The sequence below is a fragment of the Clavibacter tessellarius genome (assembly GCF_001618005.1).
GTDB classification, from domain to species: domain Bacteria; phylum Actinomycetota; class Actinomycetes; order Actinomycetales; family Microbacteriaceae; genus Clavibacter; species Clavibacter tessellarius_A.
In genome coordinates this window covers 1-24,669 of sequence record NZ_LQXA01000028.1, presented here as the reverse complement: position 1 = coordinate 24,669, position 24,669 = coordinate 1, and the positions used below count along the sequence as shown (strand labels likewise).

Annotated in this window: 26 protein-coding genes, 1 tRNA gene and 1 riboswitch; of the genes, 17 read left to right on the top strand and 10 right to left on the bottom strand. The window is 72.2% G+C overall.

Going from position 1 to position 24,669, the window contains the following annotated elements; all coding sequences use genetic code 11:
* Positions 1–141: 141 nt before the first annotated feature.
* Positions 142–408, bottom strand: coding sequence for a hypothetical protein (locus AWH51_RS06910; RefSeq protein ID WP_063071366.1), 267 nt, complete (start codon positions 406–408; stop codon positions 142–144).
* Between the two features lie 53 nt (positions 409–461).
* Between AWH51_RS06910 and AWH51_RS06905 the strand changes: the two genes are divergently transcribed.
* The 8 genes from AWH51_RS06905 to pstB all read left to right on the top strand — a co-directional run bounded on the left by AWH51_RS06905 (position 462) and on the right by pstB (position 9,661).
* Positions 462–1,154, top strand: coding sequence for a response regulator transcription factor (locus AWH51_RS06905; protein ID WP_063071365.1), 693 nt, complete (start codon positions 462–464; stop codon positions 1,152–1,154).
* The gene (gene mshD / locus AWH51_RS06900; RefSeq protein ID WP_063071364.1) at positions 1,123–2,037 is read left to right on the top strand and encodes a mycothiol synthase; all 915 of its coding nucleotides are present in this window, start codon (positions 1,123–1,125) and stop codon (positions 2,035–2,037) included. The genes AWH51_RS06905 and mshD overlap by 32 nt, the downstream gene beginning before the upstream one ends.
* Positions 2,038–2,127: 90 nt before the next feature.
* Complete coding sequence (locus tag AWH51_RS06895; protein ID WP_063071363.1) at positions 2,128–4,308, top strand: RNA degradosome polyphosphate kinase; 2,181 nt, start codon at positions 2,128–2,130, stop codon at positions 4,306–4,308.
* Positions 4,309–4,397: 89 nt separating this feature from the next.
* A complete protein-coding gene (locus AWH51_RS06890; protein ID WP_063071448.1) occupies positions 4,398–5,339 on the top strand; it encodes an NUDIX hydrolase in 942 nt (313 codons plus the stop codon).
* A gap of 195 nt (positions 5,340–5,534) precedes the next feature.
* The gene (locus tag AWH51_RS06885) at positions 5,535–6,629 is read left to right on the top strand and encodes a phosphate ABC transporter substrate-binding protein PstS (protein WP_063071362.1); all 1,095 of its coding nucleotides are present in this window, start codon (positions 5,535–5,537) and stop codon (positions 6,627–6,629) included.
* A gap of 106 nt (positions 6,630–6,735) precedes the next feature.
* Positions 6,736–7,737 carry a phosphate ABC transporter permease subunit PstC gene (gene pstC, locus AWH51_RS06880; protein ID WP_175345483.1) on the top strand — a complete coding sequence of 334 codons (1,002 nt, stop codon included), beginning with the start codon at positions 6,736–6,738 and terminating at the stop codon, positions 7,735–7,737.
* Complete coding sequence (gene pstA / locus AWH51_RS06875) at positions 7,737–8,837, top strand: phosphate ABC transporter permease PstA (RefSeq protein ID WP_063071361.1); 1,101 nt, start codon at positions 7,737–7,739, stop codon at positions 8,835–8,837. Before pstC ends, pstA begins: the two co-directional genes overlap by 1 nt.
* Before the next feature lie 44 nt (positions 8,838–8,881).
* Positions 8,882–9,661: a phosphate ABC transporter ATP-binding protein PstB gene (pstB, locus tag AWH51_RS06870; RefSeq protein ID WP_043673462.1), complete on the top strand. Its 780-nt coding sequence runs from the start codon at positions 8,882–8,884 to the stop codon at positions 9,659–9,661.
* A 77-nt stretch (positions 9,662–9,738) separates the two neighbouring features.
* Here the strand turns inward: pstB and AWH51_RS06865 are convergent, their stop codons facing one another.
* From AWH51_RS06865 to AWH51_RS06855, 3 genes are all read right to left on the bottom strand, one after another.
* A complete protein-coding gene (locus AWH51_RS06865) occupies positions 9,739–10,593 on the bottom strand; it encodes an anti-sigma factor (protein ID WP_254654502.1) in 855 nt (284 codons plus the stop codon).
* Positions 10,590–11,189 carry a sigma-70 family RNA polymerase sigma factor gene (locus tag AWH51_RS06860; RefSeq protein ID WP_063071359.1) on the bottom strand — a complete coding sequence of 200 codons (600 nt, stop codon included), beginning with the start codon at positions 11,187–11,189 and terminating at the stop codon, positions 10,590–10,592. The genes AWH51_RS06865 and AWH51_RS06860 overlap by 4 nt, the downstream gene beginning before the upstream one ends.
* 597 nt (positions 11,190–11,786) lie before the next feature.
* Positions 11,787–12,419, bottom strand: a complete 633-nt coding sequence (locus AWH51_RS06855) for a hypothetical protein (RefSeq protein WP_063071358.1) — start codon at positions 12,417–12,419, stop codon at positions 11,787–11,789.
* Positions 12,420–12,491: 72 nt separating this feature from the next.
* Here AWH51_RS06855 and AWH51_RS16240 point away from each other — a divergent pair, with 72 nt between their 5' ends.
* The 3 genes from AWH51_RS16240 to AWH51_RS06845 all read left to right on the top strand — a co-directional run bounded on the left by AWH51_RS16240 (position 12,492) and on the right by AWH51_RS06845 (position 14,296).
* Positions 12,492–12,662, top strand: coding sequence for a hypothetical protein (locus tag AWH51_RS16240; RefSeq protein WP_175345482.1), 171 nt, complete (start codon positions 12,492–12,494; stop codon positions 12,660–12,662).
* 35 nt (positions 12,663–12,697) lie between these two features.
* Positions 12,698–12,770 (top strand) — tRNA-Lys (locus tag AWH51_RS06850).
* 377 nt (positions 12,771–13,147) lie between these two features.
* Positions 13,148–14,296, top strand: a complete 1,149-nt coding sequence (locus tag AWH51_RS06845; RefSeq protein ID WP_063071357.1) for an acyltransferase family protein — start codon at positions 13,148–13,150, stop codon at positions 14,294–14,296.
* Positions 14,297–14,351: 55 nt separating this feature from the next.
* On the opposite strand, the gene AWH51_RS16565 is transcribed toward AWH51_RS06845, so the two are convergent.
* On the bottom strand, positions 14,352–14,807 hold the full coding sequence (locus AWH51_RS16565) for an acyltransferase (protein ID WP_063071356.1): 456 nt from the start codon (positions 14,805–14,807) through the stop codon (positions 14,352–14,354).
* A gap of 203 nt (positions 14,808–15,010) precedes the next feature.
* On the opposite strand from AWH51_RS16565, the gene AWH51_RS06835 reads away from it, so the two are divergent.
* Positions 15,011–15,454: a hypothetical protein gene (locus tag AWH51_RS06835; RefSeq protein ID WP_063071355.1), complete on the top strand. Its 444-nt coding sequence runs from the start codon at positions 15,011–15,013 to the stop codon at positions 15,452–15,454.
* Positions 15,455–15,547: 93 nt separating this feature from the next.
* Positions 15,548–15,793: a hypothetical protein gene (locus tag AWH51_RS06830; protein WP_237583276.1), complete on the top strand. Its 246-nt coding sequence runs from the start codon at positions 15,548–15,550 to the stop codon at positions 15,791–15,793.
* Positions 15,794–16,110: 317 nt separating this feature from the next.
* Here AWH51_RS06830 and AWH51_RS06820 read toward each other — a convergent pair whose 3' ends face one another.
* Together AWH51_RS06820 and AWH51_RS06815 are read right to left on the bottom strand one after the other, a co-directional pair.
* Complete coding sequence (locus AWH51_RS06820; protein ID WP_063071353.1) at positions 16,111–17,043, bottom strand: aldose 1-epimerase family protein; 933 nt, start codon at positions 17,041–17,043, stop codon at positions 16,111–16,113.
* A 10-nt stretch (positions 17,044–17,053) separates the two neighbouring features.
* On the bottom strand, positions 17,054–17,878 hold the full coding sequence (locus AWH51_RS06815) for a DeoR/GlpR family DNA-binding transcription regulator (RefSeq protein ID WP_063071352.1): 825 nt from the start codon (positions 17,876–17,878) through the stop codon (positions 17,054–17,056).
* Positions 17,879–17,970: 92 nt separating this feature from the next.
* Between AWH51_RS06815 and galT the strand changes: the two genes are divergently transcribed.
* The 4 genes from galT to AWH51_RS06795 are packed head-to-tail and all read left to right on the top strand — an operon-like array spanning position 17,971 to position 21,840.
* Positions 17,971–19,113, top strand: a complete 1,143-nt coding sequence (gene galT / locus AWH51_RS06810) for a galactose-1-phosphate uridylyltransferase (protein WP_063071351.1) — start codon at positions 17,971–17,973, stop codon at positions 19,111–19,113.
* Positions 19,110–20,270, top strand: coding sequence for a galactokinase (gene galK, locus AWH51_RS06805; protein WP_063071350.1), 1,161 nt, complete (start codon positions 19,110–19,112; stop codon positions 20,268–20,270). Before galT ends, galK begins: the two co-directional genes overlap by 4 nt.
* A gap of 27 nt (positions 20,271–20,297) precedes the next feature.
* Positions 20,298–21,212: a GNAT family N-acetyltransferase gene (locus AWH51_RS06800; RefSeq protein WP_063071349.1), complete on the top strand. Its 915-nt coding sequence runs from the start codon at positions 20,298–20,300 to the stop codon at positions 21,210–21,212.
* A gap of 22 nt (positions 21,213–21,234) precedes the next feature.
* Entirely contained in the window at positions 21,235–21,840 is a 606-nt protein-coding gene (locus AWH51_RS06795; protein WP_063071348.1) for a gamma carbonic anhydrase family protein, read from the top strand.
* A gap of 64 nt (positions 21,841–21,904) precedes the next feature.
* On the opposite strand, the gene AWH51_RS16015 is transcribed toward AWH51_RS06795, so the two are convergent.
* From AWH51_RS16015 to glyA, 3 genes are all read right to left on the bottom strand, one after another.
* Positions 21,905–22,198, bottom strand: coding sequence for a hypothetical protein (locus AWH51_RS16015; RefSeq protein WP_131798112.1), 294 nt, complete (start codon positions 22,196–22,198; stop codon positions 21,905–21,907).
* 111 nt (positions 22,199–22,309) lie between these two features.
* Positions 22,310–23,212, bottom strand: coding sequence for a bifunctional methylenetetrahydrofolate dehydrogenase/methenyltetrahydrofolate cyclohydrolase (locus tag AWH51_RS06785; RefSeq protein ID WP_063071346.1), 903 nt, complete (start codon positions 23,210–23,212; stop codon positions 22,310–22,312).
* Positions 23,209–24,486, bottom strand: coding sequence for a serine hydroxymethyltransferase (glyA, locus tag AWH51_RS06780; RefSeq protein ID WP_063071345.1), 1,278 nt, complete (start codon positions 24,484–24,486; stop codon positions 23,209–23,211). Before glyA ends, AWH51_RS06785 begins: the two co-directional genes overlap by 4 nt.
* Positions 24,487–24,518: 32 nt before the next feature.
* A riboswitch (ZMP/ZTP riboswitch) is annotated at positions 24,519–24,604 on the bottom strand.
* Between the last annotated feature and the right edge of the window lie 65 nt (positions 24,605–24,669).

Sequence of the window (24,669 nt, the reverse complement as noted above, 5' to 3'; positions counted from 1 at the left end):
GAGGTTGTAGACCACGACGAGCGACACCCAGCCGATGGAGAGGCTCGCCAGGACCAGCAGTCCGGTGAAGAAGAGTTCCAGAGCAAGCAGCGACGACATGGCCTCAATCTACCCCACGGGCGGACGCGCCGGACCGGTGGATCAGGCCGCGGCGGCCAGCAGGAGCACGACGACCGTGGCCGCCGCGAGCACGAGCACGGCGCCGACGACGCTGCCGGTGGCGCGGTCGACGAAGCCGGTCTTGCGGGGCAGCGCCAGCTGGATCACGAACGTCGCCACGACGCACGTCGCGAGCACGAGCGGGAACCACCGTGGCGCGTCGACGGGTCCGACCGCCACGGCCACCACGACCGCGCCGACCACGGCGGCGAGCCAGACGGGGACGATGCTGCGCAGGGGGGAGGTCACCCCACAATCCTGCCCCACGTATCATGGGGTCAATTCATCCATGGAGGATCCCTGTGGCCCAGCTGTTGATCCTGACCTCGTCCGCGGACACCGACGTGCTCCCGGCGCTCGGGCTCCTCAGCCACCGGACGCGGCACATCCAGGCGGACGCCGCGAGCCTCGTCAACGCCCCCGCGGCCGACCTGGTGCTCGTCGACGCCCGCCGCGACCTCGCCAGCGCGAAGTCGCTCTGCAAGATCCTCACCACCACGGGCGGCGGCACGCCCCTCATCCTCGTGCTCACCGAGGGCGGCCTCACGGCGGTCAGCGCCGACTGGGGCGCCACCGACGTGATCCTCGACTCGGCCGGCCCCGCCGAGGTGGACGCCCGCGTGCGCCTCGTCATCGGCCGGGCTGCCCAGGAGCACACGGGCAGCCGGATCCAGGCGTCCGGCGTGGTCATCGACGAGGCGAGCTACTCCGCCAAGGTGCACGGCAAGCCGCTCGACCTCACGTTCAAGGAGTTCGAGCTGCTCCGCTTCTTCGCCAGCCACCCCTCGCGCGTCTTCACGCGCGAGCAGCTGCTCAGCGAGGTGTGGGGATACGACTACTTCGGCGGCACGCGCACGGTCGACGTGCACGTGCGGCGCCTCCGGGCCAAGCTCGGCGACCTCGAGTCGCTCATCGGCACGGTGCGCAACGTCGGCTACCGCTTCAACGTGTACGAGGAGGACAGTGAGCGCGTTCCCGCCCCCGTCGGCAGCTGACGTCCCGCGCGTCGCCGCCGTCGACGCGTCGCCCGAGACCGTCCGGCGCGTGCTCGCGCTCGCCGACCGCGCCCGATCCGTCGACGGCCCGGCCGCCTTCAACGAGCAGACCCGCCTGACCCTCGGCGCGGACGACGGCCCGCGCGCGCTCGTCGCGCCGGGTCCGGACGGCCGGCCGATCGGGGCCGCCGTCGTCGCGCGCGGGGACGAGGGCGTCGAGGCCGAGCTGGTCGTGGATCCGGAGCACCGTCGCCTGGGCGTCGGCCGCGCGCTGCTGGACGCCGTGCTCGCCGAGGCCGGCGGCTCCCCCGTCTCGGTCTGGGCGCACGGCGACCACCCGGGTGCCCGCGCCATGGCGGCGGCGACCGGCCTCGACCGCGCACGCGAGCTGCTGCAGCTGCGCGCGTCGGTCGCCGAGGCGCGTGCGGGGCTCGGCGAGCGCCCGATGCCCGCGGGCCTCGCGCTCTCCTCCTCCACCCCGGACGACGCGGACGACTGGGTCGCGCTCAACGCGCGCGCCTTCGCCAGCCACCCGGAGCAGGGCCGGATGACCCGGCGCGACCTCGACGAGCGCATGGCCGAGCCCTGGGGCGACCCCTCGACCCTGCTGCTCGCCCGCGACGGCGACGGCCGGCTCGTCGGCTTCCACTGGCTGAAGGTGGAGGACGGCCAGGCGGAGGTCTACGTGCTGGGCGTCGATCCCGACCGCGCCTCACGCGGCCTCGGATCCGCCCTCCTGGCCGCCGGCCTCGACCTCCTGGCCGAGCGCGGCCACGACGAGGTCGACCTCTACGTCGAGGCGGACAACGCGCCCGCCCTCGCGCTGTACCGCCGGGCCGCCTTCCGCGACGCCGCGGTCGACGTCCAGTACCGCCGCGCCTGATCCACCCTCCCCAGCACCCTCCCGGGGGCGGTTCACCGTGCGTTCACCTGCCGGAGGGTGGAGCGCGCACCGCGATGCCATGATGGGCGGATGGACAGCGAGACGTACATCGGCGACGCGAAGGCGGTCGCCGAATCCCTGGACGACTTCGACGAGGACGAGATCCTGGAGGACGACGGGACCCTCCCCGAGGGGCGCTTCCTCGACCGGGAGCTGAGCTGGCTGGCCTTCAACCGCCGCGTGCTCGAGCTCGCGGAGGACCCGCAGCTGCCGGTCCTCGAGCGCGCCAACTTCCTCGCCATCTTCGCGAGCAACCTCGACGAGTTCTTCATGGTCCGCGTGGCCGGCCTCAAGCGCCGCATCGCCACCGGGCTCGCCGTCCCCACCAACATCGGCCGCACGCCCGCCGAGGTGCTCTCGGCCATCAACGAGACCGCGTACCGCCTGCAGGTCCGCCACGCGGCGGCCTTCAACGACAGCGTCCGCCCGGCGCTCGAGGAGCAGGGCATCCGCATCGTCCGCTGGGACTCGCTCGACGAGGCCCAGCAGGACCGCCTGCACGAGCTCTTCTCCGAGCAGGTCTTCCCGGTGCTCATGCCCCTCGCGGTGGATCCCGCGCACCCGTTCCCCTACATCTCCGGCCTCTCGCTCAACCTCTCGGTGCGCATCCGCAACCCGAAGACGAACCGCCAGGAGTTCGCGCGCATCAAGGTGCCGCAGATGCTGCCGCGCTTCATGCCGCTCACGCCGGACACGCGCTCGGGCCCCATCGACTTCATCGCGCTCGAGGACCTCATCGCGAACCAGCTCGAGACGCTGTTCCCGGGAATGGAGATCGTCGAGCACCACGTCTTCCGCGTCACCCGCAACGAGGACGTGCAGATCGAGGAGGACGAGACCGAGAACCTCATCCAGGCCCTCGAGAAGGAGCTGCTGCGCCGCCGGTTCGGCCCGCCCATCCGCCTCGAGATCTCGGACGACATGGACGCGGTCACGCTCGACCTCCTCATGCGCGAGCTCGACATCACCGAGCAGGAGGTGTTCACGCTCCCGTCCCCGCTCGACCTCGGCGGCCTGTTCGACCTCGCCAAGCTCGACCGCCCGGCGCTGCACTACCCGAACAACGTGCCCACCACCGCGGTGGCCCTGAAGCCGGCCGAGGACAACTCCCGCGCCGACATCTTCCGCTCCATCGCGCAGCAGGACATCCTGCTGCACCACCCGTACGAGTCCTTCACCACGAGCGTGCAGGCGTTCCTCGAGCAGGCCGCCGCGGATCCGCACGTGCTCGCCATCAAGCAGACGCTCTACCGCACGAGCGGCGACAGCCCCATCGTCGAGGCGCTCATCGACGCGGCCGAGGCGGGCAAGCAGGTGCTCGCGCTCGTGGAGATCAAGGCGCGCTTCGACGAGCAGGCCAACATCACGTGGGCGCGCAAGCTCGAGAAGGCCGGCGTGCACGTCGTCTACGGCGTCGCGGGACTCAAGACGCACTGCAAGCTCGCGCTCGTCATCCGCCAGGAGAAGGGCGGGGTGCTCCGGCACTACAGCCACATCGGCACGGGCAACTACAACCCCAAGACGAGCCGCATCTACGAGGACCTCGGGCTCCTCACGGCGGACGACGTGGTGGGCAAGGACCTCACCCGGCTGTTCAACGAGCTCTCCGGCTACGGCATCGAGAAGAAGTTCAAGCGCCTGCTCGTCGCGCCGCTGCACCTGCGCAAGGGGCTCCTGAAGCGCATCGCCGTGGAGACGCAGAACGCGCTCGACGGCAAGCCGAGCGGCATCCGCATCAAGGTCAACTCCATCGTCGACGAGGCCATCATCGACGCGCTCTACCGGGCCAGCAACGCGGGCGTCCCGGTGCAGGTCTGGGTGCGCGGCATCTGCTCGCTCACGCCGGGGCAGCCGGGCCTCAGCGAGAACATCGAGGTGCGGTCCATCCTCGGCCGGTACCTCGAGCACTCGCGCGTGTTCTCGTTCGTCAACGACGGCGACCAGGCCACCTACATCGGCAGCGCCGACATGATGCACCGCAACCTCGACCGCCGCGTCGAGGCCCTCGTCCGTCTGGTGGCCCCCGCGCACCTGCAGGAGATCGAGGACCTCTTCGACCGCGCCATGGCCGACACCACGTCCGCGTGGATCCTCGACTCCGCCGGCGAGTGGACGCGCCGCAACCAGGACGCCGACGGCAACACCCTGGAGGACCTGCAGACCGCGGTCATGGGCATCGTCTCCAAGCGCAAGCGTCGCGTGCTCCGCTGAGCGCATCGCCGCACCGGGCACCTGCGGTCGGCGCTCCCGGGTCCTCCGGGGGCGCCGACCGCGACGCCGATCCGGCTAACGTGGCAGGCGTGACACCCCGCCCCACCGTGCTCGCCGCCGGCGCCGTCGTCTGGCGCGTGGTCGACGGCCGGATCCGGGTGCTCATCATCCACCGCACGCGCCTCCGCGACACCTCCCTCCCGAAGGGCAAGGTCGATCCCGGCGAGACCCTCCCGCAGACCGCCGTCCGCGAGGTGCACGAGGAGACCGGCTACCGGGTCGCGCTCGGCGTGCCCCTGGGCGCCATCGAGTACGGCATCTCCGGCGGGCGCCGCAAGGCCGTGCACTACTGGGCCGCCGAGGCGACCGAGGCGGTCCTCGAGGCCGGCCGCTTCGAGCCGGGGGACGAGGTGGAGAGCATCGAGTGGGTCTCGATCCCCAATGCCCGCAAGCGCCTCGACTACCCGGGCGAGATAGACATGCTCGACCTCTTCGCCGGCCTCGTCGAGACCGGATCGCACCGCTCCTTCGCCCTCATCGCCCTGCGCCACGGCCATGCCGTGCAGCCGTACGAGTGGGACGGCCGCGACGCCGGACGGCCGCTGAGCGTCCGCGGGCGCGCCGAGGCCGCCTCCATCGTGCCGACCCTCGCCGCCTTCGGCCCGCGCGTCATCACGAGCAGCACGGCCGAGCGCTGCCTGCAGACGGTCGCGCCGCTCGCGGAGGCGCTCGGCCGCCGCGTGAAGGAGGACGCGGGCATCAGCCAGGACGCGTACGAGTCCGACGGCGGATCCGTGCGGGCGACCGTCGCGAAGCGCGTGCGCAAGGCCCGGAGCGCCGTGCTGTGCAGCCACAGCCCCGTGCTGCCCGAGATCCTGCACGAGATCGCGCTCGCCACCTCGACGCCGGCGGCCAGCCGCATGCCGCGAGCCGGCATGCTGTCGCCGGCCGAGTTCTCCGTGGTGCACCTGTCGGCGTCCGACCCGGAGGCCGGGATCCTCGCGGTGGAGACGTACGGACCCACCGCCTGAGGCGCCGCGGGATCCCTCGGGCATCTGCCCGACCGACCACTGTGCGCCCGCGCGCCTGAGCCCGTGCCGATCCGCGCGGTCTGTTCACCTCCCGTTCACCGGAATCGGCCGAGCCCGTCAAGAGCCCGACATAGCGTCTCGGAGGAGCCCGCACCGGCTCCGTCACAGCACGAATCACCCGGAAGGCTCCCCCACGTGAAGATCTCGCGTCTCGGCAGCGCAGCAGCGCTCGCCGCCGTCACCGCCCTCGCCCTCTCCTCCTGCGCCGCCAACGAGGCCCCCGCGGCGGGCGGCTCCTCGGCGTCCACGCTCCAGGGCACGCTCAACGGCATCGGCTCGTCCGCGCAGGGCTCGGCCCAGGAGGCCTGGGCCAAGGCCTTCCAGACCACCAACACCGGCGTCACCGTCAACTACTCGCCCGACGGATCCGGCGCCGGACGCGAGGCCTTCATGGCCGGCGGCCAGAACGCCAACTTCGCCGGCTCCGACCGCGCGCTCAAGACCGACGAGCTCACCGGCACCTTCGGCCAGTGCGCCGACGGCACCTCCGCCATCGACCTCCCCAACTACATCTCCCCCATCGCCATGGTCTTCAAGATCGACGGCGTCTCGGAGCTCAACCTCGACGCCGCCACGGCCGCGGGCATCTTCAAGGGCACCATCACGAAGTGGAACGACAAGGCCATCACGGCCCTCAACCCCGACGCGAAGATGCCGGACGCCCCCATCACGGCCGTGCACCGCTCGGACGACTCGGGCACCACGCAGAACTTCGGGGACTACCTCAAGGCCGTCGCCCCCACCGTGTGGGACGCCGCCTCCAGCGGCAAGTGGCCCTACCCGGGCGGCGAGGCGGCCCAGGGCACGTCCGGCGTCATCGACGCCGTCAACGGCGGCACCAATGTCATCGGCTACGCCGACGCGTCGCGCGCCGGTTCCCTCGGCACCGCCAAGGTGAAGGTCGGCGACGACTTCGTCGCGTACTCGCCCGAGGCCGCGTCCGCGATCGTCGAGGCCTCCCCGGAGGAGACCGGCCGCGCGGAGAACGACATCGCGATCAAGATCGACCACACCTCCACCCAGGCCGGCGTGTACCCGATCGTCCTGGTCAGCTACCTCATCGGCTGCCAGCAGTACAAGGACGCCGCCGTGGGCGAGCTCGTCCGCTCGTACTTCGAGTACGTGACCGGCGCCGAGGGCCAGAAGCTCGCCGCCGAGAAGGCCGGCGCCGCGCCGCTGTCCGACACGGTCGCCGCGCAGGTCAAGACCGCGGTCGCGTCCATCAAGTAAGCACCCGCCGTCCGCCCCCTGGCCCGCTCGCGCGGGCCAGGGGGCGCTCCCACGGGCGGCGCGCCGCCCACTGCCCCACCATCACGACCGCAAGGGAACCCGACCCATGACGACCGCCGCCCCGCAGCCTCCCGAGGCCCCCGAGTCCGATCGGCCGCGCGACGTCGCGGCCGCCCCCCGCAGCACCCAGGGCGTGAAGGCCAAGGCCCGCCTCGCCGACCGCGTGTTCTCCGGCCTCGCATCCGGGTCCGGCGCGCTGATCCTCGCGATCCTCGCCGCCGTCGCGCTCTTCCTCGTCGTCCAGAGCATCCCCGCCCTCACCGCCTCGCCGGCCGAGGTCTCCGGCGGTGCCGGCTTCTGGAGCTTCGTCGGCCCGCTGATGTTCGGCACCGTCTACGCCGCCGCGCTCGCGATGCTCATGGCCGTGCCCGTGGCCGTCGGCATCGCGCTGTTCATCTCGCACTACGCGCCGCGCCGCCTGGCGCAGGGCCTCGGCTACGTCATCGACCTGCTGGCCGCCGTGCCCTCGGTGGTCTTCGGCCTCTGGGGCATCACGGTGCTCGCCCGCTTCCTCCAGCCGTTCTACGCGTTCCTCACGGAGACCTTCGGCTGGTTCCCGCTCTTCGCCGGCCCCGTCTCGGGCACCGGCCGCACCATCTTCACGGTCGCGGTCGTCCTCGCCGTGATGATCCTGCCCATCGTCACCGCGCTCTGCCGCGAGGTGTTCCTCCAGACGCCGAAGCTGCACGAGGAGGCGGCGCTCGCCCTCGGCGCCACGCGCTGGGAGATGATCCAGACGGCGGTGCTCCCCTTCGGCCGCCCCGGCATCATCTCGGCCTCCATGCTCGGCCTCGGCCGCGCGCTCGGCGAGACCATGGCGGTCGCGATCGTGCTCTCGCCCGCGGCGGTCGTGAACTTCGCGTGGTTCCAGTCGACGAACTCGAACACCGTCGCCGCGAACATCGCGCTGAGCTTCCCCGAGGCGTACGGCCTCAAGGTCAACGAGCTGATCGCCTCCGGCCTCATGCTCTTCATCATCACGCTGGCCGTGAACATGCTGGCCCGCTACATCATCAGCCGCCGCAAGGCCTTCTCCGGAGCGAACTAATGGCGACGACAGCCCCCTCCCGCACGCGGCCCGTCGCGACCACGCTGCCCAACTCCCTGACGGCCGGCAAGCTGCACCGCGCCACGGCGCCCCTGATCTTCCTCGCCTCCTGGCTCGTCATGGCCGTCATCTTCCTGGTGCTCCTCGTCTCGGGCGCCGCCGAGGACTTCAACTACGTCGGCACCGCCGTGTTCGGCACGCTGCTGTTCGGCGTCGCCCTCTTCGTCATCTCGCTCGCCGTGGAGGGCGAGCGGAAGGCGAAGGACCGGGTCATCACGATCCTCGTCACGGTCGCCTTCGTGCTCGCGCTCATCCCGCTGATCTCGCTGGTGTTCACCGCGGTCACCAACGGCTCCGGCCGCTTCGACCCGCTGTTCTTCAACTCGAGCCTCCGCAACGTGGTGGGCGAGGGCGGCGGCGGGCTGCACGCCATCATGGGCACGCTGATCATCACGGCCATCGCCGCGGTCATCTCCATCCCCGTGGGCCTCATGTCGGCCATCTACCTCGTCGAGTACGGCCGCGGCCGCCTGGCGCGGGCCATCACGTTCTTCGTCGACGTCATGACGGGCATCCCGTCGATCGTCGCGGGCCTCTTCGCCTACGCGCTGCTCGTGCTCTTCCTCGGCCCGGGCGTCCGCATGGGCTTCGGCGGCGCCCTGGCGCTCTCGGTGCTGATGATCCCCGTGGTCGTCCGCAGCGCCGAGGAGATGCTGAAGCTCGTCCCCAACGAGCTGCGGGAGGCGTCCTACGCGCTGGGCGTGCCGAAGTGGCTGACCGTCGTGAAGATCGTGCTGCCCACGTCGCTCGCCGGCATCGTCACGGGCGTCATGCTCGCGATCGCCCGCGTCATCGGCGAGACGGCGCCGCTGCTCATCGTCGCCGGCTTCACGCAGGGCATGAACTACAACCCCTTCAAGGACCAGATGATGACGCTGCCGGTGTTCGTCTTCCGGCAGTACGCCGACCAGGGCGCGGATGCGGCGGCCTACGTCGACCGCGCGTGGACCGGCGCGCTCGTGCTGATCCTCATCGTCATGGCGCTGAACATCATCGCCCGCCTCATCGCCCGCATCTTCGCCCCCAAGCTCGGCCGCTAGCGCCCGCTCCCCCGGCCACGAACCCGAACGGTTAGGAACACCCCTTGTCCAAGAGCATCGAAGTCAACGACCTGAACGTCTACTACGGCAAGTTCAAGGCGGTCGAGGACGTCAACCTGCGCATCGAGCCGCGCACCGTCACCGCCTTCATCGGCCCGTCCGGCTGCGGCAAGTCCACGTTCCTCCGCACGCTCAACCGCATGCACGAGGTCATCCCCGGCGCGTACGTGGAGGGCGAGGTCCTCGTCGACGGCAACGACCTCTACGGCCCGGGCGTCGACCCGGTGCTCGTGCGCCGCCAGGTGGGCATGGTCTTCCAGCGGCCGAACCCGTTCCCCACCATGTCCATCCGCGACAACGTGCTCGCGGGCGTGAAGCTCAACAACCGCAAGATCTCGAAGTCGGACGCCGACGCGCTCGTCGAGCAGTCGCTCATGGGCGCCAACCTCTGGAACGAGGTGAAGGACCGCCTGGCGCTCCCCGGATCCGGCCTCTCGGGCGGCCAGCAGCAGCGTCTCTGCATCGCGCGCGCCATCGCCGTGCAGCCCGACGTGGTGCTGATGGACGAGCCGTGCTCCGCGCTCGACCCGATCTCCACGCTCGCCATCGAGGACCTCATCGAGGAGCTCAAGGCGCAGTACACGATCGTGATCGTGACGCACAACATGCAGCAGGCCAGCCGCGTCTCCGACCGCACCGCGTTCTTCAACATCGCGGGCACCGGCAAGCCGGGCAAGCTCATCGAGTACGACGACACCACCACCATGTTCTCGAAGCCGAGCGTGCAGGCGACCGAGGACTACGTCAGCGGCCGCTTCGGCTGATCCGCCGCGCCGCACGAGACGAAGGCCCCGCATCCTCTGGAGGATGCGGGGCCTTCGTCTCGTGCGGTAGCCGACGATCAGGTGACGGTGACCGCCACGATGGGCTCGCTCGTGGGCTGCTCGGATCCGCCCTCGGGCTCGACGGTGATGGCCACCGTGTCGCCCGGCGTGTACGTGCCAGCGAGCACCGCGTGGCCCGCGCCGCCGTCGGACGGCATGACGCCGGCGGACACGGGACCCGACTGGCTGACGTACCACATCTGCAGGACGCGGCCCTCGGGGAGCGGAGCGGCGTCGTTGAGCACGACGGCCGTCTTCGCCTCGGAGGCGGAGAAGTAGACCGTGGCGGTGCCGCCGCCGACCACGTCGCGCTTGTCGATGACGACGTCGGACGCCGTGGTGACCCGCTCGTACGCGGAGGCGACGGGCGACTCCGAGGAGCCGGGCACGCCCGCGTTCGTGCCGACGACCACGCCGCCGACGACGAGGACCACGGCCGCGGCCGCCACCCCGAGGAGCGCGCCGGGCTTGCGGAACCAGCGCTCGGAGGCGCGGGCCGACGCGGAGCCGAGCCGACCGCCCGGAGCGGTCGGGCCGGCGGACGCCGACGGGGTGCCCGCGGCAGGACGCAGCTCGGTGACGGGCGCGGCAGGGCGGTCGTCGGCGGGAGCCTCGGCCGGCGCCTCGAGGGGCGGCAGCTGCGGCGTGGCGTCGAGCATGGCCATGAGGTCGGACTTGAGGCGCGGGGACGGGGCCACGGGCTCCGTGGCGAAGGCGAGGCCGGCCGCGGTGGCCCGGATCTCCTCGACCTCGGCGCGGAGCACGGGGTCGCCCTCGAGGATGGCCTCGAACTCGGCCGCCTCGTCGTCGTCGACCGCGCCGAGCGCGTACGCCGCGGTGAGCGAGCGCAGGTCGTCGTCGGTGGTCATCATGCGACTCCCATCTCATCGCGCAGGCGGATCATGCCGTCGCGCAGGCGCGTCTTCACGGTGCCGATGGGCACGTCGAGCATCGACGCGACCTCGCTGTGGCTGTAGCCGCCGTAGTAGGCGAGGGAGACGGCCTGGCGCTGGATCTCTGTGAGCTTCGTCATGGCCTTCTTCACCCTCTCGTGCTCGATGCTGATCTCGACGGTCTCCGACACCTGGTCGTAGCCGTGCTCGTGGTCGCGGATGCCGATGCGCACGTCGCGATCACGGCTGGACTGGGAGGCGCGCACGCGGTCGACCGCGCGGCGGTGGGCCATGGTGAGCACCCACGTGGTCGCGGCGCCCTTGGCCGGGTCGAACCGCGATGCGGACTGCCAGATCTCCAGGAAGATCTCCTGGGTGACCTCCTCGGACTGCGCGTGGTCGACGAGGAGCCGCCGCACGAGTCCGAGGACGCGGGGCGCGAGCTGGTCGTAGAGCTCCGAGAAGGCGCGCTTGTCGCCCTGGGCGACACGGCCGAGGAGCGACTCCTTCGACTCGGGGTCCGCCGGCCCGGGCAGGTCAGGACGCTCGATCGATGAAGGCACGAGCCCCAGCATCCCAGACCCGACCGGGTTCCGCATGCAGGCGCATCGACGCCCGTCGGGCGGAGGTGGATCTGCGGGGAGGTCATGTGGGTCTTCCGGGTGGTGGGGCGGATGGTGCAGGGGATGCGGGGAGGCCCGCACCGGCCGGATCCCGCGGGAACGCGGCATCTGGGATGGCCGGGCGGCCTGCCGCGCAGCAGGACACGACCGATGCGGGTCGCACCCTCGCGGGTGACGGGTGCGAAGCGGGTGAGCGCCTCACGATGACTCTTCGGGGCGGGGCGCGTCACGGTTTGGTCACAGGACGGCCGGATGACGATGCCGGGGCGCGGGTGGCGCTCGGCTCCGGTCGGAGGGGACGTGGGTGGCGTCCGGTCGGGTGGGGACCCGGCCTCGAGGGCATCTGGCGGAGATAAGAGGAGCCGGACCGCAGGAACGCCTCTCGGCGCGAGGCCGCTCGGAGCGGCGAATATTGGAGCCCGGGGTTACTGCGGCCCGACCCCATCCACTGTAACCGAGTCGACCGGAGCTGTCGCCCGAGGTCCGTCGCTCACAGCGAACGCGGCGGATGCAGCGGTGCGGGAGGACGCCCGCGCGCCCGGCCCCGGGTCAGTCGAGCCGGTCGCTCCGCCACAGGCGGGCGCACTGCGCGAGGTCCGCCGCCATCTGCGAGAGCCGGAGGGCGCGCGTCGTGAGGTCGCCGGCGCGCTCCGGGGAGGCCGTGGCGTCGAGGTCGTCGGCGACGCTCGTGGCACCGAGCGCGGCCAGCCTGCTGAACGCACCCGCCCGATCCAGCGCCACGGCGAAGTCGCCCGTGAAGAGGCCGCGGAGGATGCTGTCCGCGAGCTCGACGATCTCCGCCGGCCCCGTCGGCGCCGTCGCACCCGCGACGACGGGATCGATGGTCGTCGCCACCTCGGTGCCGCGCTGGTAGAGGAGGCTGATGCCGTCCGGATCCTGTCGGATGAGCGCGCGCATGAGGTACAGGCGCCAGAGCGCGCCGGGCAGGCTGCGCGGGCTCGCGCGCGACCACAGCTCCGCCACCGCGTCGATGCCGTGCTCGTCGGTGTAGGCGATGAGGCGCTCGACGACCGCGGGGTCGGGATCCGCCCGCACGCGCGCCAGCAGCGCCGACGCGGTCTCGTGGGCCACGCGGCTGATCGTGGCGGGGTCCTCGCCGCCGAGCATGCTCTCGAACTTGGACCCGGAGAACCTGGTGGGCTTGTGGTAGTCGCCGGACATCCTCGTCAGCGTACGCCGGGGCCCGCCGCGATCGCCCGGCGGGCGCCCGGGAGGCCCCCGTAGGCTGGGGGCATGAGATTCGTCGTCGGCCTGGTGGTGCTGTGGCTCGTCCTGGTCGTCGTGGGGTTCGTCATCAAGGCGCTCGCGTGGCTCGTGGGCGTCGGGATCTTCCTCGTCGTGGTCACGGTCGTGGCCGGTGCCGTCGTGCGTCGCGGGTCCTCGCGAGACGTCGACCGCCTCTGATCGGCCGCTCCCCCATCCCGTAGAGTCGGGCGCACGGGCCTCTAGCTCAGTTGGTAGAGCAAGGGACTTTTAATCCCTGGGTCGTCGGTTCGAGCCCGACGGGGCCCACACGGTCCTCGAGCGGTGGAGTCGCACGCGTCGCCGCCGGCAGCCGTCATCGCGGCACGCGGCAGCATCCAGCGCCCGTCCACCAGCCCCTCATGTGGGGTCCCCGGATGGTGGTGTCGCCTCCCGTCGGCCCATACGATTTCTTTTGTGGGGAAACGGCGCGGACGCGGCATGAGCAGGGCTCCCGGAGAGCCTTCCCGGCCTGATCTCGGAGCCCCTGCGGGTGGCGCCGGTCGGGGGCTCGATCACCGATCGCTTTTCGCGAATGGCCGCAGAGCCCGCGTGACCCATTCGCCTCTCCCGATGTCGGGCTCACCCGCAGGCTCACGCGAGGACTACCCTGCGTCCACGAGCAACGTGCGGTAGCGGGGGAACCGATGTCCAGTCCGACTGCCGCCATCCATGACGACCGCAAGCTCCCCGCACTCACCGGTCTGCGCTTCTTCGCGGCCATGACCGTCCTCCTGTCCCACTTCTCGCATGCCGGGCTGGTGGTGATACCCGCGGGAATCGTGGCATTCGTCGACGGAGGACGAACCGCCGTCGCGTTGTTCTTCGTCCTGTCGGGCTTCATCCTCGCGTACAACTACTCCGAGATGTCCGGCGGCGCTGACCGCCGCGCCTTCTACGTCAACCGCGTAGCGCGCATCTACCCCGTGGTGGTCCTCGCCCTCGGACTCGGGGCGATCGGCGTCGCCTTCGCGATCGTGAACCGCGATGAGGGCTATCTGCAGCAGTGGTATTCATTGCCCGATGTCGACGGCGTGGCTCTCGTCGTCAGCTTCCTCAGCCAGGCGACCGTCACGACCGGGTGGTTCCCCGCAGCTCGGATCAATCAGCCGTGGAACGGCCCCGCCTGGAGCATCGCCTGCGAGATGTTCTTCTACCTGCTCTTCCCGATGCTCATCGCATCGATTCGGAAGATGACCGCGCGGGCGATGATGTGGATGCTCGCCGTGGCGTTCTCCGGCCAGGTGATCTTCATCTCGGCGGTGCGCGCTTTCGCTCCCGTGGGGCAACGTGGATTCCTGGTCAGCCAGTTCCCGGTCACGCACTTCTTCGACTTCCTCATCGGGGTGGTCGCCGCGCTCGTCTTCCTCCGTGGTGGGCGCGAATGGCTGGCAGCCGGCCACCGTCGTCTCGCGCTGATCAGCGCCGCTTGCCTGGGCGTCCTCCTGCTGTCGCTCACGGCGCCCGTGCAGCCCGCCTACCTCCTGCTGACGCCGTTCTTCGCGGCTCTCATCACCGGCCTCGCCGTGCCCCCGCGAGGACGCCGCACATGGCTGGGTGCAGGTTGGCTCCTGCTGCTCGGCGAAGCGAGCTTCTCGCTCTACCTGATCCACGTACCGCTGATGAACCTGATGAGCGTCGTGCCGACGCCCTCGTGGTTCGGGTGGGTGTGGGTCGTGCTGACGATCGCGTCGAGCGTCCTCATCTTCACGGTCTTCGAGGCCCCGAGCCGCAGGTTCGTCAAGCGGGCGCTGACCCGCGCGCGCAGGGAAGACGAGCAGGAGCCCGTCGGGTGAGGTGGCCGGCGTGCACCTCCCTGCTGAACCGCCCCTCCGGCGGCTCCGGCACGCGCTACAGCCCGCGGATGAGCTTCGCGGGGAGGCCGCCGTGGATCTCGTCCGCCGGGACGTCCTTCGTGACGACGGCGCCCGCGGCGATGACCGCGCCGCGGCCGATGGTGACGCCCTGCAGGATGACCGCGCCGCTGCCGATCCACGCGCCGTCGCCGATGGTGATGGGCGCGTAGCGCATCGTGCCGGCGCGGACGGCCGGGTTCGACATCTCGTGGGAGCTCGTGATCATCTGCACGCCCACCCCGACGCCGACCCGCTCGCCGATGACGACGGGCACCCAGTTGTCGATGACGCAGCGGAAGTTGAGGGTGGAGGAAGCGCCCATGGTGAGCTGGGCCGATTGGAACAGGGCACCGGAGAACACGCGCGCCCCGGGGGCGATGCGCGCCCCGCAGGCGCGGTAGACGCGCATCCGGACGGGCATGGGGACCAGGAGCGAACCGGCGAGGTTCATGACGAACGCGCTGCCGCGCCGCGTGATCCCTGCGATGTTCGTGACGCCCCCCGATGGTCTCGGCGAACCTAGCGGTCCTGTCGATCCCACGCTTCTGATTGTCCACAGGCGATGTGCGGCGGCGTGCGTCCGGCCTCACGGCCGTGGCCGGCCCTCGGACGGCCGCCCCCGCTCGGGGGCGCGTCCTGGCATACGATCGGGAGATGGGTGTCGTGGAGAAGATGGTGGAGCTGCGGCGCGTGCGGCTGGTGAGGGAGGCCCTGCTCCTGATGGGCGTCGAGGTGCACGCCCACACGACCATCGGTCCGGGCCTCGTCCTGCACCATCGCGGCAACGGCGTCGTGATCACCCCCGCCACCCGGATCGGGTCGTCGGTGGCCATCTACCAGCAGGTCACGATCGGACGCAGCGGCGTCGGCATGACCGACGAGGAGCTGGGCTTCGACGGCATCGAGATCGGCGACCACGCGGTGCTCTGCGCAGGAGCGAAGATCCTCGGAGGCAGGGGGACGCTGCGGGTCGGCACGGGCACGATCGTCGCGGCGAACGCGGTGCTGACCCGGTCCACCGGCGACTGGGAGGTGTGGGCGGGCGTTCCCGCCGTCAAGGTCTCCGACAGGAAGCGCACGCAGACCGCCCTGTCCTGATCGCGGGAGATGCCCGCGGGAGGCGACGACGGCATCCGGACGGGCGCTCCGCTGGCCCGACCGCCGCCTCGCGCCGGTGCGATGCTGGGGCGCATGAGCATGCAGGCCGACGAACTCGTGATCGCGATGCTGACCGCCGAGGAGACCTCCGAGCGCTACGACCTGCTCAAGGCCGCGCTCGAGGAGCACGACGACCGGGGCGTGCAGTACCTCTCCGGCGTGGTCGGGCGGCTGCTCGCGTACATCGACGGGCTGCGCGAACCCGAGGAGAACCGGATCGCGCTGGAGCAGTACACGCGCCGGGTCGCGCTGCAGTGGGCGCAGGAGGATGCGGGCTAGCGGCTCCGGCTCCCGCTCCCGCTCCGGCTCCGGCTTCGGCTTCGGCTTCGGCTTCGGAGGGCAGCGACCAGCGCGCCGATCGTGAGGACCGCCCCGGCCGCCCAGCAGGCCGCGGCGAGGTCGGGTACGAGGTGCGCGACGAGGGGCATGGGCGCCGCCGCGAGGATCATCGCGACGACCATCCGCCGCGCACGCGGGATCGGCGGAGCGGGCGGGCGTCCGGTCATGCGGGCCTCCGAGCATCAGGGGATGCGCCCATCAGGCCACGGGAACGGACGGTCGCGCCCGGCGAGCGCACAGGCACGGCGCGATGCCGGTCAGGCGCCGGGCCAGGCGCCCGTCGCGCGGATGCCCCAGCTGAGGTTCCACTCCTCGCCGGGTTCCAGGCGGCGGACGCCGACACCCGAGTTGAAGGCGTCCGCGGGCGCGGTCATCGGCTCGAGGGCGACGGCCTGCGAACCGTGGGTCGGGAACTCGCGCGGCGTGTAGACCTGGAGGAAGCGGAAGGACGCGTCGGCCCACAGCTCGACGCCGCGACCGTCGGGCGCGATGAGGCCGTGGCGGCTCACGCCGTCCTCCACGTGCACGTCGCCGTAGCCCGTGTTGAGGTCGAGGTCGCCGACGACGCGGCCCTGACGGAGGTCCTCGTCGGCGCCGTCGACGGGGTGGTCCGCGATCGGGATCAGCGCGTCGTCGACCTCGGACCAGGTGTCGGCGCGGACGGTGAGCGTGAGCTCCGCAGACGGGACCCCGCCGATCGCGAGGTAGGGGTGCGCGCCCACCGCGACGGGAGCAGCGCCGGCCGAGTCGTTGCGGATCCGGTGGGTGACGACGAGGCCGTCGTCCGTGAGCCGGTACGTGACGGACGTGCCGAGGAGGAACGGGTAGCCGTGCTGCGGGAAGACGCTGGCGGAGAGGGTGACGCGGTCGTCGGCGCGGTCGGAGGCCGTGTACCCGGTGTTGCGGAGGAGGCCGTGCGACGCGTTGCCGAGCGAGGGCTCCGTGACGTCGAGCGCCTGCGCCTTCCCGTCGAGCACGTAGCGGGCGCCGCGGATCCGGTTCGGCCACGGCACGAGCACCATGCCGGCGCCCATGGGCGCGACGACGTCCTCGCCGTAGGGCTCGACGAGGTCGACGCCGTCGAGGGTCAGGCCGCGGATCGCCGCCGCGAGCTGCACGACGGTGGCGCGGAGCTCGCCGGACGGGCCGGCGTGGACGAGGTGGTGCTGCTCTCCGGTGACGGGTCTCATGGGATCCACGTTACGGCCGCGCGGCGTCGGACGGCCCGGCCGCCTCGACGACCCGCAGGCCCGCGTCGCGGAGGCGGGTCACCTCGTGCGCGTCCGCGCCGTCGTCCGTGAGCAGGGTGTCGACGAGGTCGAGCGGCGCGACGGATCCGAGGTGCGTGCGGCCGAGCTTGGAGCCGTCCGCGACGACCACCGTGCGGGCGCTCGCGGCGACCATCCGCCGCTTCACCTCCGCCTCCGGCAGGTTGACGTTGGTGACGCCGCGGTCGACGTCGATGCCGGTGCCGCCGATGAACGCGATGTCGGGGTTCAGGCGGTCGAGCACCTCGGTGGCGAGGGGATCCACGAGGCTGTGCTGCAGCGCCCGGAGCGTGCCTCCCGTGACGACGACGGTGAAGCGCGGCATCGCGCGCTCGAGCTCGAGCGCCAGGGTGAGGCCGTTCGTGATGACCGTGACGTCGACGAGGTCGTCGCGCGCCACGAGCGCGCGGGCCACCTGGAGGGTCGTGCTGCCGACGTCGAGGAGCACGCTCTGGCCGCTCTCGACCATCTGCGCGGCGGCGCGGCCGATGGCGCGCTTGGCGTCGGCGGCGGACCCGAGCGTCACCTCGAGGCTCTGCTCGCGCGCCGCGAGGCCGGAGCGGAGGACCGCGCCGCCGTGCACGCGCTGGAGGGCGGCGGAGTCGGCGAGCGCGTCGAGGTCGCCGCGGATCGTGACCGCGGAGACGCCCGCGTCGGCCGCGAGCTCGGCGACGGTCGCGAAGCCGCGGTCGGCGAGGCGCTCCAGGATGCGGGAGCGGCGGGTCGCCGCGGGGACGGAGGCGGTGTCGTCGGCCATGCGGCGAGCCTCGCCCACCGCTTGCCCGAACGCAAGCCCGGCCTTTCGGGAATGCAGATCCGGGCCCCGCGAGCCCGTAGGATCGGGGCATCATGCATGCCGACCAGACCGTCACGACGTCGCCGTCCGGGATCACGCAGCGCCGCACGCTGCTGTCCGACGGCCGCGAGCTCGTCTACTTCGACGACGCCGACACGGCCCTCCCGCCCGAGCGCGCCGTCGACGCCCGCCCGGCGGCACCTCGGCCGCCCACCGCGACGATGCGGCAGGACGTGCTCACGGGCGAGTGGGTCTCCATCGCGGCCGCGCGGCAGAACCGCGCGCACCTGCCGCCGGCGGAGCTCGATCCCCTCGCCCCCGCGACCCCGTCCAACCCGTCCGAGATCCCGAGCATGTACGACGTCGCGGTCTTCGAGAACAAGTCGCCGTCCTTCGGGCCCGCGCTCGCGGACGCGGACGGCGTGGACGCGCCCGTCGACGACGACGACCTCACGTCCATCGGCCTGGAACGCACCCGCACCTCGGTCGGCCGCTGCGAGGTCGTCTGCTTCAGCCCCGCGCACACCGGCTCGTTCAGCGGCCTCACGCCGTCGCGCGCCCGCACCGTGGTGGAGGCGTGGGCCGAGCGCACGCGCGCCCTCTCCGCGATGCCCGGGATCCGCCAGGTGTTCCCGTTCGAGAACCGCGGCGAGGCCATCGGCGTCACGCTGCACCATCCGCACGGGCAGATCTACTCGTACCCCTACGTCACGCCGCGCACGCGCCGCCTCGTGGAGTCGATCGAGCGGTTCGGGCCGGGGCTGTTCCAGCGGATCCTCGAGACCGAGCAGGCGTCCGAGCGCGTCGTGCTCCGCGGCGAGCACTTCACGGCGTTCGTGCCGTTCGCGGCGCGCTGGCCCGTGGAGATCCACCTGCTCCCCCACCGCCACGTGCCCGACCTCGCGGAGACGACCGAGGCCGAGCGCGACGAGCTCGCCACGATGTACCTGCGGCTGCTGCGGGGGATGGACCGGCTGTACGACACCCCGACGCCGTACATCGCCGCCTGGCACCAGGCGCCCGTCGCTGCGCACCGCGACGAGATCCGGCTGATGCTGCAGATCACGTCGCCGCGCCGGGCCGCCGACAAGCTCAAGTTCCTGGCCGGATCCGAGGCGGCCATGGGCGCCTGGATCGGCGACGTGCCGCCGGAGAAGGCGGCCGAGATGATCCGGAAGGCAGTGGAGGACGCATGACCGACATCCGAGACGACGTGCGCGAGGGATTCCGCGCCCGCTTCGAGCGCGAGCCGCACGGCGTGTGGTCCTCGCCCGGGCGCGTGAACCTCATCGGCGAGCACACCGACTACAACGCCGGGTTCGTGTTCCCGTTCGCGATCGACCGCCGCACCGTCATCGCGCTCGCGCCGCGGGACGACGACCGGATCCGCCTGGCCAGCTCCTTCTCCGAGGAGGTCGTGGAGGCCCGCCTCGCCGACCTCACCGGCGAGCGCATCGCGGGCTGGGAGGCCTACCCGCTGGGCGTCGCGTGGGCCCTCGGTCAGCGCGGGGCCGACCTCGCCGCCGTGCCCGGCTTCGACGTGTACGTCGACAGCGACGTGCCCGTGGGCGCGGGCCTGTCGTCGTCGGCGGCCCTCGAGGGATCCATCGCCCTCGCGCTCGACGACATCTGGCGGCTGGGCCTCGACCGGCCGACGCTCGCCGCGGTCGGGCAGCTCGCCGAGAACGAGATCGTGGGCGCCCCGACAGGGATCATGGACCAGTCCGCGAGCCTCCTCGGTCAGCAGGACGCGGGCGTGTTCCTCGACTGCCGCTCGTTCGAGGCCGAGGTCATCCCGCTCGGGCTCGAGGCGGCCGGCCTCACCATCGCCGTGATCGACACCCACGTCGCCCACGCGCACGCCGACGGCGGCTACCGCGCACGCCGCGAGTCGTGCGAGCGGGGCGCGCGCCTCATGGGCGTCTCGTCCCTGCGCGAGCTCGCGGTCGACGACCTCGTGCGCGCCCGCGAGGTGCTCGACGACGAGACGTTCCGCCGCGTGCGCCACATCGTCACCGAGAACCAGCGCGTGCTCGACACCGTGCGCGCGCTCCGCGAGGAGGGCCCGCGCGCGATCGGCGAGCTGCTCGACGCGAGCCACCGCTCCATGCGCGACGACTTCGAGATCAGCGTCCCCGAGCTCGACCTCGCGGTCGAGGTCGCGCAGAACGAGGGCGCGATCGGCGCGCGCATGACGGGCGGCGGCTTCGGCGGATCGGCCATCGCGCTGATCGACGTCGACTCGCTCTCGCGCCTCCAGGTCGCCATCGACGGCGCCTTCGCGGAGCACGGCTACACCGGCCCGACCGTCTTCACGGTCACGCCCTCGGACGGGGCGAAGGCGGAGCAGTAGGACGGGCGTCCCCCTAGGCTCGGCGGCATGCGACCACCCGCGAGCCTGACCGAGATCGTCGACGACCGGGAGGGGGCCGTCCGCGACATCGCCCCCGCGCTGTCCGCGTGGTTCCCCGCGTCCACCCACCCCGGCGGATTCGCGTGGGAGGCGTCCACCGGCCAGCTGCCGGAGCGGATGGCCGTCGTGCGCGACAGTGCCGGCGCGCTCATCGGCTGGGCCGCCTTCTCCGAGGACGACGCGCGCGTCGAGTGCGCGCCCGGCGACGACGCCACCACCGACCTGCTGGCCGCGTGGATCCTCGACGCGACCGGAGACGGGCGCACGAGCGTCGCCGTCCATCGCGGGCAGGACCGGCTGCGCGGGATCCTCGCCGGCCGCGGCTTCGTCGACGAGGCCGTCCCGCTCGCCGGGCTCCGCCACGCCGCCCACGACACGGGAGCGCGACCGCCCGCGGGGTACCGCATCCGCCCGGTCGCGGAGGGCGAGGAGCAGGCCAAGGTCGAGACGCACCGCCGCGCCTGGAAGCCGGTCGAGCTGCCCTTCACCGACGGGTCCGGCGACGGCATCGACCCGGAGGCCGAGAGCCGCTTCGACGCGGACGGCTACGCGGCCATGCAGACCGCCGCCGTCTACCGGCGCGAGCTCGACCTCGTGATCGAGGCACCCGACGGCACGCTCGCCGGCACCTGCACGGCCTGGCTCGACCCCGCGAGCGGATGGGCGGAGCTCGAGCCGCTCGGCATCGTGCCCGCGCACCGCCGCCTGGGGCTCGCGCAGACCCTCGCGCTCGACGTCTGCCGCCGGGTGGGCGAGCTGGGCGGCCACGACGTGTTCATCAACGCCTCCCCGCTCCCCTACTACCGCGCGCCGTGGGACGCGTACGTGGCTGCCGGGTTCGTGCCGATGGAGCGCGGCACGCGGATGCGCCCCGGCGCCTGACCCGGCGGCCTACCCTGTCGGCATGACCGTCGATCCCCACGCCACCGTCCGCGCGCTCCCCGGATCGCCCGCGCCCGACATCGCCGACGACGCGCTCGTGGCCGCGGGCGCGCGCGTCGTCGGGCGGGTGACGCTCGCCGCCGGATCCAGCGTGTGGTTCAACGCCGTGGTGCGCGCGGAGGCCGCGGACATCGTGATCGGCGCGGGCTCGAACCTGCAGGACAACGTGAGCTGCCACGTGGATGCGGGCTTCCCGCTCACGCTCGGCACGGGCGTGAGCGTCGGCCACAACGCCGTGCTGCACGGCTGCACGATCGAGGACGACTGCATCGTCGGCATGTCCGCGACGGTGATGAACGGCGCCGTCGTCGGCCGCGAGTCGCTGCTCGCGGGCGGTACGGTCGTGCTGGAGGGGCAGGTCATCCCGCCGCGCTCGCTCGTCGCGGGCGTGCCCGGCAAGGTGCGGCGCGAGCTCACGGACGAGGAGGTCGCGGGGCTCCGGGCGAACGCGGCGCACTACGTCGAGAACGCGCGGCTGCACGCGGGGACGATCCCGACGCCGGCCGTGCTCCTGGTCGCGCATCCGGCGTCCGCGACGGACCCGGGACGCGAGGAAGGGACGGCCTGACCGGCCGTCCCCTCCTGCATCGCCCGACACTCCGTCGGGGCTTCGGCGGAAGTGCCCGCCTGCGCTAGTCGATCGGAACGGTCGTGGTGGTGGACGTGCTCGACAAGCTCGCCGCGGCGATGCCGACCGCGGTCACCGCGACGAGCGTGGCAGCGATCACGGCGATGGCGCTCCAGAGCACCACCGCCTCCCGCCGGGGAGGACGCCGTGAGAGCCGCTTCGCCGCGATCACCACCACCACCACCTGTGCAGCCAGCGACCACGCCGTCCCCAGCAGGAGGACGCACGAGGCGACTGCCGCGACCAGCACCCACCAGTGCGTCGCGCCCGTTCGCGGACGGTATGTCATGGTCGTCATGCTGCTACTCGTTCCTGATCGAGATGTCGACACGGGTCGGGTCTCCTGCGACCGTGCTGATGGCCACGAGGTGCTCGATGATGCGTAGCTGACGTGCCGCGGCGAGCGCCGTCAGCCGCGCAGCTCGGCGGCCAGGCGCGCATCGCGCTCGGCGGCCAGCACCACGTTCACGAGCAGCATCGCGCGCGTCATCGGCCCGACGCCGCGCGGGTTCGGAGACAGGTGCCCGGCGACCTCGGCGACCGCCGGATCCACGTCGCCCGTGAGGCGCGCCTTGCCGGTCTCGGGATCCACGACCCGCGTGATGCCCACGTCGAGCACCGCGGCGCCCGGCTTCACCCAGTCCGGCTTGATCAGGTGCGCGACGCCCACGGCCGCGACCACGATGTCCGCCCGGCGGACCTCCTGCTCGACGTCGCGCGTGCGCGAGTGCGTGAGCGTCACGGTGGCGTCGAGGCCCTTGCGCGTGAGCAGCAGGCCGAGCGGGCGTCCGACCGTGAGGCCGCGGCCGACGACGACCACGTGCTGTCCGGCGATCGGCACGTCGTAGCGCTCGAGCATCTCCACGATGCCCGCGGGGGTGCACGGCAGAGGCGACGTCAGCTCGCCCTGCACGCCGAGCACGAGGCGCCCGAGGTTCGTCGGGTGCAGGCCGTCGGCGTCCTTGGACGGGTCGATGAGCTCGAGCATCGCGTTCTCGTCGATGCCCGCCGGGAGCGGCAGCTGCACGATGTAGCCCGTGACCGCCGGATCCGTGTTGAGGCGCTCGATGGCGGTGCGCACGTCGGCCTCGGTCGCGTCGGCCGGGAGGTCCATGCGGATGGACTCGATGCCCACCTCGGCGCAGTCGCGGTGCTTGCCGGCGACGTAGGAGCGGGATCCCGGGTCATCGCCCACGAGGAGCGTGCCGAGGCCGGGCACGAGGCCCTGCTCGCGGAGGGCGCGGATCCGGACGGCGAGCTCGGACTTGACGGCCGACGCGGTGGCGACGCCATCGAGCACGACCGCGGTCACTGGGTGAGGCCCTCGTAGAGCGGGAAGCCGTCCGTGAGCGTGAGCACGCGCGCACGGAGGGCGGCGAGGTCGCTGCCGGGCTTCAGGGTCTCGGCGATGATGTCCGCCACCTCGGTGAACTCGGTCTCGCCGAAGCCGCGGGTCGCGAGCGCGGACGTGCCGATGCGCACGCCGGAGGTGACCATCGGCGGGCGCGGGTCGAACGGCACCGAGTTGCGGTTGACCGTGATGCCGACCTCGTGCAGCGCGTCCTCCGCCTGCTTGCCGTCGATGGGCGAGTCGCGGAGATCCGCCAGCACGAGGTGCACGTCGGTGCCGCCCGTGAGCACGGAGACGCCCGCCTCGGTGGAGTCGGCCGCGACGAGGCGCTCGGCGAGGATCTGCGCGCCCTGGATGGTGCGGCGCTGGCGGTCCGCGAACTCCTCGGTGGCCGCGATCTTGAACGCCGTGGCCTTGGCCGCGATGACGTGCATGAGCGGGCCGCCCTGCTGGCCCGGGAACACGGCCGAGTTGAGCTTCTTGGCGAGCGCGGTGTCGCGGCTGAGGATCACGCCCGACCGGGGGCCCGCGAGGGTCTTGTGCACGGTGGAGGAGACGACGTCCGCGTAGGGCACGGGCGAGGGGTGGACGCCGGCGGCGACGAGGCCCGCGAAGTGCGCCATGTCGACCCAGAGCTTGGCGCCGACCTCGTCCGCGATGGCGCGGAACGCGGCGAAGTCGAGGTGGCGGGGGTACGCCGACCAGCCGGCGATGATGACCTGCGGGCGGTGCGCGAGCGCCTTCTCGCGCACGACGTCCATGTCGATGAGGAAGGTGTCGGGATCCACGCCGTACGCGGCCGCGTCGTAGAGCTTGCCGGAGAAGTTGAGCTTCATGCCGTGCGTGAGGTGGCCGCCGTGCGCGAGCTCGAGGCCGAGGATCGTGTCGCCGGGCTGCGCGATGGCGGCGAGGACGGCCGCGTTGGCGGTGGCGCCCGAGTGCGGCTGGACGTTCGCGAACTCGGCGCCGAAGAGGCTCTTGGCACGGTCGATGGCGAGCTGCTCGGCGACGTCGACGAACTCGCATCCGCCGTAGTAGCGGCGACCCGGGTAGCCCTCCGCGTACTTGTTGGTGAGCACCGACCCCTGCGACTGCAGCACCGCGCGCGGCACGAAGTTCTCGCTGGCGATCATCTCGAGGGTGCCGCGCTGGCGGCCGAGCTCCTGCTCGAGGACGGCCGCGATCTCCGGGTCGACCTCGGAGAGGGGGGCGTTGAAGGACTGGTCGACGGGCATGGGACTCCTTGAGCACGGTGGACGAGGGGATGCGTCGTGGCCCAGGCGTACGGCCACCAACCGTGTGTGAGTCGCTCCCCGATGGTGACCCATCCGAACGCCAGTCGCGACGTCGTCGAGCCTACCCGGGCGGGGGCGCCCGCGCGAGGCGCCGAGGCGGGCTCGCAGGCGGGCGGGGCGGCG